Consider the following 10551-nt stretch of genomic DNA (forward strand, 5'->3'; position numbering starts at 1 on the left):
TCATTTCCATAACAGCCCAGCAAAGGCCGCAGGTCGTCTACCGCAATAAAGAGGACATTTGGTTTCTGCTTGCTAGTGCTCAATTCTTTTCTTACTCCGCAGCCACCAATTGTTAATATCACAGCAGAAATTGCCAGGAGAGCACGCCTATTCATGCAAAAAATCCTGTTGATATGTTTTTGATTTTTCATATTTATCTATAATAAAATATTTAAATTATATGAGATTTACCGGCCCTACAAGTCCCATAGAATACAATGGTTGTGGCTTAATGCTGGTCCATTGCTGAGCAACTGCATTATCCTTCAGGGATTTAGCATAGTTTCCAAGTACAGTAGTAACTTTTATTTTTATCGTGTTTTGGCCTGGCTTTAACATTTCTCTTAAATCGTAGATATGTTTTCCATACCATTTGAACCCAAGTGGTTGACCATTTACCTCCAACTCTGATATGCCAAATACCTTTCCAAGGTCGAGTGAATGATAATTCTCCGGGCTTTCGATACGAAATTTTTTCTCATAAAAAATAACTCCGCCGAACGACTGGAGCCCCGGGTCATCTTTAAAATCGATAAGTTTCTTAAATTCCGTTTTACGGGGTTGCTCAAATACCTTCTCCAGGATTACCTCCCATGGCCCTTCAATGGTGTAGGGTTGTTTACTGGCAACTTTTGGGTGGGAATATAACTCTCCTTTAGTATCGTTTGTAAATACGATTAACAAGGATTGGGCAGGATCAAGACTGATCTTGAGACGGTTCTTCGCACCCTGATAAGGATATAGATACTTCTTGCCTGTCTCAGGATCCCACAACCAGGCCGTTTTATTTCTAACATTAAAGGTAGCTGTGAATTCATGAGCTTTTTCCAGATGATAGTTACAGATAAAGAAAACATCTGCTTCGTTAGTCGTGTAATACACCTGACTTACATGCGAAACAGGTTTATCAAACTTAACATATGGAACTACATTAAATTTAGATTGTAACTGTGCATACCAGTCTATGATTTTTTCTTTTGGAGCTGGAAAGAAACTAACATTACCCGGAAAATCCTTTTTCAGGGATAGAACATCACTGTATACTTTTAGATTCCTTACCTCGGCATTCTGCTTTCCAAAAGCTTTAACTGGCTCTTTTCCTACAAAGATCACCTGTCCCCCCGCAGCAGCAAATTTCCTAAGCAATTCCGGGGTTTCAGGTGCTATAGATTCCATTTCGGGCATAAGCAGTACTTTATAGCTTCGCGTATTATAATGAAGCTTGCCGCCCGAAAAGCTGCACTTTTGCAGGATGTTTTCGTTTATATAGTCACAGCCACTTCCATTCTGGTGGACAGACTCCCATATGTTGTTGGCGTATTGAGGATAAACGATTTGTGGAACTTGTTGATATTGAAGGCCGACCTCCGACCACATATCTGCCAGAGGGAACATGATGGCTATGTCTGACTGCATTTCCGAATCCTGAAAAACTGCAGACAATCTCGCTTTATAGTCGATCCATGTTTTCAGATAGGGCCACCAGGTATTTATTTCACTAAAAAATGATCCATAGCGTACCCAGCCTGGAAAAGGAATTTCGGGAGGACTATAATTGAACCCATGCAAGATGGAATGGGTAACGCCTGAAAGATTACTTTGATCTCCTGTTACTTTTATCCTTTCCAGGGAGGCGTTAAAAACCAAATCGGTATTGGTAATTTCTTCACAACTGATCACACGCTTTCCGACTAGCCTTGCCGCCGAAGAAACAAACTTATTAACAGGCCGGTATGCCCTCCCGGTTTTAAAGGTGTTTTCCGGCAAATCGCCACCTACATCATCACGAATCCAGGTCTCACATTCCGGGATATCTGCCAGCATAGCTGATTCTAAAGTGTAATACTCGCGGCCATAGGCCTGCACCCTTGATTTAACATTATTTTTTTTGCACCAATCTATAAAAGTGTGGTAAAACCTTTCATTAAAGAGTTCAAGGCGGGTTGTTTCGAAATCATATCTCACCCGGTTAATTTCGTCCTGTGTTTGAGGTGCAAGCGTGATGATATTTTCAATAGACTGCGTGCCTGTGTGTGTATTTTTTGTACTTAATTTAAATAGAATAAAAGGCAGATAGGGTTCCAGCGAATACCCTTTTCTCTCCTTAAACTGTTCAAGCATATCGTCGCACCAATTCGAGCCGCGAAGTTCCAGGCTGTCGACAAATATTGACCTGAAGTGATCGCCCATATTGCCAATTTTGGCGGTGATCGCATCAGACATTCTATCCAGGTAACGTTGAACGGCAGCCTTATCGTAATGATTGAGAACTGGCCCCGAAGCTCCGGGCAATCCAAATTGTACAGACGAATAACCGGTTAATTTTACGACAGCATAAAGCACGTGGTCGCCGGCAGGCACATCAATAATGATCTCCGCATTCTTTATTTGCGAACTGAGGTCGATTCCAGGATTGAAAGCGTCGAGCCGGGCCGCTGAAAGCCTCAATCCGAAAAGCGCCTTGGAGCCGGTTTTGCGTTTCATCAGAAAATCTGTTTCAGCTAATAACTCTTCTTTCTTTACTCTAAGTTGTTGTGGGCCTTTTATATTTCTAGTACCGAGCGCAAGTAATTGTAACTGCTCTTCCTCTTTGAGAAATTCGCCACCAAAAGGCCAACCGGAACCTACAATGATATCACAGGTTATTCCGCGATCCTTAGCCGCAATTAACGTTGTTTTTAGCACAGCCAGCCACTCTTCACTCAGCCAGTTAAGCACCTGATAATCTATCGGATTGTTTCCTTTGGGGAATGCTATGGGATTAATTTCAACCCCTGAAATACCTTTTTCTTTAAGGATGTCCAGTTCACGTATCAGTTCTTTTTCCACCACTCTTCCGCCATTCCACCACCAGCGTACAAAGGGCCTTGCAGAACCGGATGGATTCTGGAAATGTTTATATAAAGCATCTGCGGATGCTGAATTTACTTCGGCAGCATTTCCTATTTCGGATGAAAAAGGAAAGCCATAAACTAATGGTGTTAAGGCCCCAATTCTGACAAAATTCCTCCTTGATATCTTCATTCTTAAATCAGCTAATCCCGCAGTATGAATATTTATATTCTATATATCTTTTGAACGACCAAATTACCAGCTATCTGTTCTAAACGGAGATACAGGTAATCCTTCATTATTAAATAAATCTCCAACAACCCAATCTTTAAATGCATAGCGCACCGCCACGGGTGTTTTCACCTTTTCACTTTGCAGAACAACCCCTGCTCCGGTAATTTTAGCTGTTGCCGGATGAAACACTTTATCCTCTCCTGCAATTTCAAAAGCAGACAGGGAATTTCCAAAAGAACTAAGACCGTTCTCCGTATGAGAAAAAGAAATGGTCACAACATTTTTGGAGATTTTATGCGATTTGTATACTGGGCTTGCAAATGCCAAACCTTTTCTTCCGTAAGCATTAGCCATTGCCCAATACACCAACCTTTTACTTATGGTAGTTTTATCCGGCGGATGAATAAAGTTCTCTGTACCAACATCTATACTCACCACCATCCCTGAGTTCGGAATTTGTGTACTTGCCTTCAACTGTGCTTCTCTTAAAAAAGCCGATTGTTTGGTGCTATCGTATTTAAAAGGAGCAATCTGAACATAGTAAAATGGCCATTCGCCAATATTCCATGCTTTACGCCAACCTTTAACCATCGCCTCCATTAACTGATCATATTGATTATAATTAGAACGATTAGCCTCGCCTTGATACCAGAGCACTCCCTTTATACCATAACCTAAAAAAGGGTTTATCATCGCATTAAATAAAACTGATGGATCATTTTTAGTGATTTTTGCTGTATCAGCAACTGCACTATTCCCTGCTATCCAGCCCTCGATCTTTGTACCGCCCCAGGTCGACATGATTATTCCTACAGGAACCTTTAATTTACGCTGAAGTTGTTGTGCAAACTGGTAGCCTACAGCACTAAATTCTTTTGCGCTTTCCGCATCAGAAACTTGCCATGAAGTTGACTTACAATCGTATTGAGGAGTTCTTGAAAGGGTCTTTTCATACCTGATCAAACGTATTTGAGGATTGTCCGCATCTAGTAGAATATCAGCAGAATTAAGTGCCGGCTGGTTACGAAATCCCTTAACCGGCATTTCCATATTAGACTGACCTGAACATAGCCATACTTCACCTAGCAATACATTGTTCAATACTAATTCTTCTCCATCGTTAATTGTGATTTGATACGGACCGCCAGCCTTCGTAGATACCACAGATAACTTCCAGGATCCGTCAGAACCGGACATCGCGATATATTTCTGGCTATTCCAGGAGGTATGTATTGTTACTTTAACATTTGCTTTGGCCTTTCCCCATATGGAAACATTGGAGTTTTGTTGCAATACCATATTGTCGCTGAATATTGATGGTAACGATATTTTAGCAAATGCAGTAGAGGTTATCAAACTCACCAGCAATAAAAACAGATATTTTTTCATTATTGACATATTAAATTATTTAATTTTGAATAATTTTACCCCATGTCTGTTTACAGGGACAGAAAACGATATTTCAATGCTCCCCATATCCTCTTGTTTCCAAAGGTCGCGTAAGGTATGTTTTCCCCGCAATTGTAACGCAGCCAATGACAGCTGATAATCCACAGGAATTTCTCCTAGATTGAATACACCAACCGCTATAGAACCGTCCAGTAACTGTTTAGACCATACCTGAATATTTTTATCACGAATTACTCTCGAAGCTTGTTTACCCAAAATATCCTGATTTACTGCAATAACTTCAGGATTAGAAAGCAGCCCATAGGTAAAATCATCCAGACGCGTAAGATCACAGCCTATCAATAAAGGGGCCGCCAACAAGCTCCACAACGAAATGTGTGTGTATTGTTCATTAGGCGAAAGATAAGTAGGGCGCAAATTTTTACTCCATCCCACGTAACCCACCACCAGCATATCCGGATCATTCCAGTGACCCGGCCCCGCATAAGATTCTAAACCAGCCTGATTAAAGCCAATCCTCGACATATTTTCCCAATTATCCCGTATATCACCAGTGGTACGCCATACATTCCCACCAATCGGTGCACCCCACTTCCATACATCCTTCATCCCATACTGACAAAGACTGTAAACAATATCCCGGTCAGCTTCTTTTAGCGCCTGTCCCATTAACCGGTATGGATACTGTACTTCTTCCAGGCTGGGTTTTGAAACAACCGAACGGTAACCACACCAGTCATATTTCAAATAGTCAAAACCCCATTCTGCGAACTGCTTTGCGTCTGCGTATTCGTGTTTATAACTGCCTTCATAACGCTGGCAAGTTAGTGGGCCTGGTGAGCTATACAACCCAGCCTTAAATCCATATTTATGCAAATAATCTGTAAGCGATCTCATATCCGGGAAATCTTTATTAGCTAAAACATTACCATTCACGTCGCGGGTATCGCCTATTAATTCCTGCTCATTAAAGCGAACCTTTTTTGTTTTAATACGAAAATCAACATTTGCTTTATGATACGGTTCCCGTAATGCTTTTTCTTTACCCTCTGGCATATTCGCTATATCAGGCACTTTCATCCAGCAGTCATCTATATTGATATAGCTCCAGCCATAATCTGCAAGTCCTGTTTTAATCAGCTGATCAGCAGTATTTTTTATATCTGTAGCAGTTACATTACAGGCAAAAGAATTCCAGCTGTTCCATCCCATCGGCGGGGTGAGTGCAATGGTCTGCCCCACAACTAAGGTTACATCCTTATGTGATTCTCCATATTTATTACGGACAGTTATCACAAAATTATATTTTCCTTCTTTTGCAACAGCACCTCTGATCACACCAAGTTCCGTATCAAACCTGCAGCCGGCCGGCAAGCCCGACACTATATATTTAATTGGCTGTGCTCCTGTGGCAGCAATCCGGTATATGATTTCGCTTCCTGGCCTTACCCCATATACACCTGCACTATTTATCTGTGGCTGTTTACGCGGTTTTGGGGTTAAAATGACATATTCTGCTTTCCGGGATGCCAAGTAGATCTTTCTCAATTCCGTTACTTCCTTTAAACTGTTCGGAGTCGTGTCAAATTTAAGCGGTTTAATCCCCCGTTCATTGCACGAACCAAGATAAGCATGCCAGTACCGTCCGGCTAAAGCACGGTATTTGTCTGAACCCGAAGGAAGCACGCGTTGCCATATATGATCACGCTCTTCCCAGGTCATTTCCATTAACGATACAGGATCATTGTAACGGCCGCGTAATTCATCCCATGTCTGGCTGCATTTCAAACCCGACCATTTTGCACTGTCCGTCGTGATATTTGCTTTAAACATCTCCGCAAACCAACTTTTGCTAAGCGGCTTAGCTGGATAGCTTTTGTTTTTAAAAGATAAACCGATGCCTGTCGCAAACAATAACAGGTAAATAATTTTTTTTCCGCTACGTTTATTCATTATTTTTTATAAATGACGATTCCTTCTGTGGGGCTTTCTACGCCACCTTCTCCGGCAATGACAACAGTGCCATCGTTTAAAACCACCGCATCCATAAAGCCGAACGGTGCCACATATCCAGAATAAGATTCTCTTGTAAAAAGCGCGCCCGAACTGGAGTAGGAAGTCCCGTTGTCAGTACTTTTGAAAAGTACAGGCACGGTAGGGTAAGCCGGGCTATTTTTTACTTCAGTATCTGATTCTCTTCCTGTCGGATTAACGAACAGGATTTCTCCATTTTTCCCCTTCAGCAAGGTGCCGGCAAAGAGATGTCCGTAGTCACCGGTACTAATGTCGGATGCTACGTTTGCCGTGGCGGTCCAGTTTTCGCCACCATCGCTGCTGTACGATACACGTTTATTTTTTGGACTGGCATTGGTATGGCCGACAATCATCATCAACCGGCCATCGGCGAGCTCCACTACCGAGGCGTGTTTTAAACGGGAGCCGCTTACCGCCTTACTCAATCTCCATGAAGCCCCGCCATCGTCGGAAATGGCTACCTTGACCACATTTGTACTGTAGGTAAGCGGCATAATTAAACGTTTATTATATGTTGCAGATTGCAGCTCTATACCATGGCCAGGGCCATTTTGCACATAACCTGATGCTACATTTTTGAGCGAGCTGCTGATTTCAGCCGGCGCAGTCCAGGTTGTCCCGTTATCGGTTGATTCTACCTGGTAGATCCGCTGTGAAGCGGCATCGTAGGAATATACTTTATTTGCAAAACTGGTATTAATACTGCTGTATTGTAAAATGATCTTACCTGTTTCCTGGCTCACAATTTGGGGAAAACAGTAAGTGGTATTGCTACTTTCTCCGGCGATAACCTTAATTTGTTCTTCCCATGTGGTACCCCCATCGACAGAGCGTTTCATAATGATATCAGTGTTGCCCACCGGCATGGTATTTTGCGCCACGCGCTCATTGGCATTAGCCGGTGTCCCGCGACCTTCAGCAAACAGCAAGAGGTTACCATTCCCTGCTTTTGCTAATGCCGGCGCCTGTATTTTATTGTATTCTTTTTCATATTCATGCATGGCGTAATTCATGGTAAACATCTCTGAGCTTTCAATATAAAGATCGTGTATCTTCATAAAGTTTCTCCATGGGCGAATCTGAGGGGTATAGAAATACATTCTTTCTGTCCCGATCCTGAAGCTAAATACGAGGATATTGTTAATTTTAACATAAAATATGCCATCTGTAATGACCACTTCCAAGTCGGCAGGCACCCCAGGGACCATGACCTGGTGAATATTGGGCCATCCCAGTGCCGGTTCTACACCTATCGTCATTCCATAAACATTAAGGAAGAACTTAGGCTCAGCACCACCCCCATCCAAACCGAAAGTAAATATATCTTTGGTATCCCAGCTCGTGCCCAAAACTAAAGCTGCTGCGGTTGCATTCAATGTTCCAAATGTAACTTTGGCATACATGTAAAACCCCCTGCCTGCACCAACCGGAACGAAATATTTTGAATATACCCAGTTGTATTTGTAGCTGTTGGCATCGCCCGCAAAATGGTCTGCATTAGACAATGGGTAGTAATTATAATGTGGGATCTCGTGTACTCCGTCTGCTTTCTGGACCCATGAGAGGGTATCTCCCTTGGCAAAATAGTCGGTATATCCTTTAAATAGGATTTTTTCATGATCCGGCACGCCGTCTTTCATCAGCCATTTTCCTGTCTGTCGGTTTTTATCAAAAGGGAATGGAAGAGGGTCGGGAACATTCGAGGGTCCCAGATCAAATGGCCCCGGGAAATCGAAATGCTCTTCTTTGTAGCAACCCGTCAGAACACTACTGATCAGCAGGGAAAAAACCAGATACTTTTTCAGTTGGTTAGTTTTCATCTCAATATGTTTTAAGCTTTTCATTATTCGTTTTTCTTCTCTTACTGCCATTTTGCGGGATCAATCGGGATATACCAATTGCTTTCATTCTGAAGCCTTGCCCTGATTGCGGCGCGCTCGCTTTCAGGGTACTTAAGTGCTACAGCATCTGCCAGCATATTCTTTCCGTTTAGTTTGGACTGCAGCATCAGGTCGTACCAGCGTCTTCCCTCGAATGCAAATTCACGGGCCCTTTCTTCAAAGATGACCCTGTCCATAACTTCCTTATCGGTATAAGGAAAAGTCAGCCTGTCCAATATGGCCAGTCCGCGTGCCACCCTGACCATATTTATAAAGTTGAAGGCAGACGAATAGTTGCCGAGGTTCAGATCTGCCAGTGCTTTTATCAAATAGGCATCTGCACTGCGCATGATGTGCCAGCTGGCACTACTTTCATAACTCCTTCGCATCGACAATACATTGTCCAGGCCAATATATTTCCAGATAACTGTGTCGCCTGCAACTACTTTATAGCTGGCTTGCGCCCTGATATCGGCATCCGTTCGGGAAACATTGTCTTCAAACAATGCATCTACCACTGGCGATACCGGTTTTAAATAATACCTGCCGCCATCAGTTCTTACCGAGGATGTGAATTGCTGAAGTCTGTTGGTTTCAAAGCTACCGGTATATTGATATCCAAGCAGGAACATGGAGTGCGCTGTTGCCGAAGATGAGGAGAATTGGTTGAACCAGGTTCCTGACGTGCCTAAAGTATGAGTTGGATTCTGGATGATCAGATCGCAAAATGACGAGGCTATCTGATATTCGCCAAGCCACAACGCAATTTCAGCGACATAAGTTGCTGCAAGCGGCTGTGACACCCTGCCGTACCTTTCTTTTGCCGATAAATTCTCACTGTTCCATTCGTAGTTTACAGGAATCATGCCGACAGCTGTCACAATATCGTTGTATACTAATGTCCACACCTCTTGCTGATTGGCTGGCATTTTATAAATCCCCCGAATCTGCTCTGAAGTCAGACTAAGTGTAGGTTCCTTTACCGTTTCTCCGGCAGCATTGACATAGCTGATCTGTTCTGCAAAATCGGTGGTAATAATTGGAAAAGTGGCATAGGTACGCAACAGCTGATAATAGCAAATGGCGCGCAACAATAAAGCCTCGCCATAGAAGGCGCCTGCATCACGGTCACCGATCTTATCGTCCAGCTCTTTCACCTGATATACTTTTTCCATTTGCCGGTTGCATCGTGCTATAGTGCGATAAATACCTGCATAATTAGTGTATGGATTATTTGTACTTACATTATTTACTACAAACTCGTTAATATATGGATCAGGGTCCGCCTGTCCGCTAGTGACCATATCGGCCCTGGCATCTCCCCACAACAAGAATTTGTGTGCTTCTTGTGAGAGAGATTCGTACATACCTATTGCAGATGCATTTAAATCTGCTCTGTTTTTATAAAAATCATCTTCCTGAATATGATTACTCGGGGCAACCTCAAAAAAATCAGAACAGGATGACAGGCAAAGGCCACCAAGTATCAATGCCGACGCTAAGGTTATCTTTTGTATAGTTTTCATTTTCTTCATCTTCATTTGATTAAAAGGACATCTTTAGACCGACAATGTAAGCCTTAGGAAGGGGGGTAGCGCCAAAATCGACTCCTCTTAGCATAGGGTCAGGAGACGTAACTACCTCAGCATCAAAGCCACTGTATTTACTGAAAGTGACCAGGTTTTCTGCGCTGACAAATACATTGAGCTTCCGGATGAGTTTCATATTGGCTGGCAGACCGATCTCATAGCCGATGGTCACATTTTTGAACCTCAAATAGCTGCCGTCCTCTACCCATAGGTTCGAAGCTGCGCCATTCATGGAAGGATCATCAAAAGCAGCACGGCTCAGCCCTGTTCCGGGACTGGAGGGCGAGACCCATCTGTTCTGTACGTCTGGCGACTGGTTGGAGTAGTCTTTCATGACGTGCATCTGCTGGTTGAAACTATTGTAGATGTCGTTGCCGGCAGCATAAGTAAACAGCGCATTAACAGATATCTTTTTGTAGGTTAATACAGTACCAAAATTTCCAAACGCGGAGGGGAGTGGTGACCCGATTACCTGACGGTCCAGGTCATTAATCTTAGCATCTTTATTTACATCATCAATCATGTAGTCTCCA

At 42.9% G+C, this 10551-nt stretch carries 6 protein-coding genes and 1 pseudogene; all 7 read right to left on the reverse strand.

The annotated features are described in order from the left end of the window. The coding region (locus VK541_RS06030) for a hypothetical protein (protein WP_324367921.1) at positions 1-191 on the reverse strand (191 nt) is incomplete at its 3' end. A gap of 25 nt (positions 192-216) precedes the next feature. Next, positions 217-3063: a glycosyl hydrolase gene (locus tag VK541_RS06035; RefSeq protein WP_324367923.1), complete on the reverse strand. Its 2847-nt coding sequence runs from the start codon at positions 3061-3063 to the stop codon at positions 217-219. Positions 3064-3126: 63 nt separating this feature from the next. After that, entirely contained in the window at positions 3127-4494 is a 1368-nt protein-coding gene (locus VK541_RS06040) for a sialate O-acetylesterase (protein ID WP_324367925.1), read from the reverse strand. Positions 4495-4509: 15 nt separating this feature from the next. Further along, positions 4510-6468: a putative Ig domain-containing protein gene (locus VK541_RS06045; protein WP_324367927.1), complete on the reverse strand. Its 1959-nt coding sequence runs from the start codon at positions 6466-6468 to the stop codon at positions 4510-4512. Then, entirely contained in the window at positions 6468-8369 is a 1902-nt protein-coding gene (locus VK541_RS06050) for a sialidase family protein (protein WP_324367929.1), read from the reverse strand. Before VK541_RS06050 ends, VK541_RS06045 begins: the two co-directional genes overlap by 1 nt. A 41-nt stretch (positions 8370-8410) precedes the next feature. After that, complete coding sequence (locus VK541_RS06055) at positions 8411-9964, reverse strand: RagB/SusD family nutrient uptake outer membrane protein (protein ID WP_324367931.1); 1554 nt, start codon at positions 9962-9964, stop codon at positions 8411-8413. Positions 9965-9974: 10 nt separating this feature from the next. Beyond that, positions 9975-10551: pseudogene (locus VK541_RS06060) on the reverse strand (SusC/RagA family TonB-linked outer membrane protein); the annotation flags it as partial.

Origin of the sequence: Pedobacter sp. (assembly GCF_035317785.1) — a bacterium.
Taxonomy (GTDB): Bacteria; Bacteroidota; Bacteroidia; order Sphingobacteriales; family Sphingobacteriaceae; genus Pedobacter.

Coding starts and splice junctions, on each gene's coding strand:
- VK541_RS06040 (WP_324367925.1), bottom strand. CDS start 4,494: ATGAAAAAATATCTGTTTTTATTGCTGGTGAGTTTGATAACCTCTACT.
- VK541_RS06055 (WP_324367931.1), bottom strand. CDS start 9,964: ATGAAGAAAATGAAAACTATACAAAAGATAACCTTAGCGTCGGCATTG.
- VK541_RS06045 (WP_324367927.1), bottom strand. CDS start 6,468: ATGAATAAACGTAGCGGAAAAAAAATTATTTACCTGTTATTGTTTGCG.
- VK541_RS06050 (WP_324367929.1), bottom strand. CDS start 8,369: ATGAAAACTAACCAACTGAAAAAGTATCTGGTTTTTTCCCTGCTGATC.
- VK541_RS06035 (WP_324367923.1), bottom strand. CDS start 3,063: ATGAAGATATCAAGGAGGAATTTTGTCAGAATTGGGGCCTTAACACCA.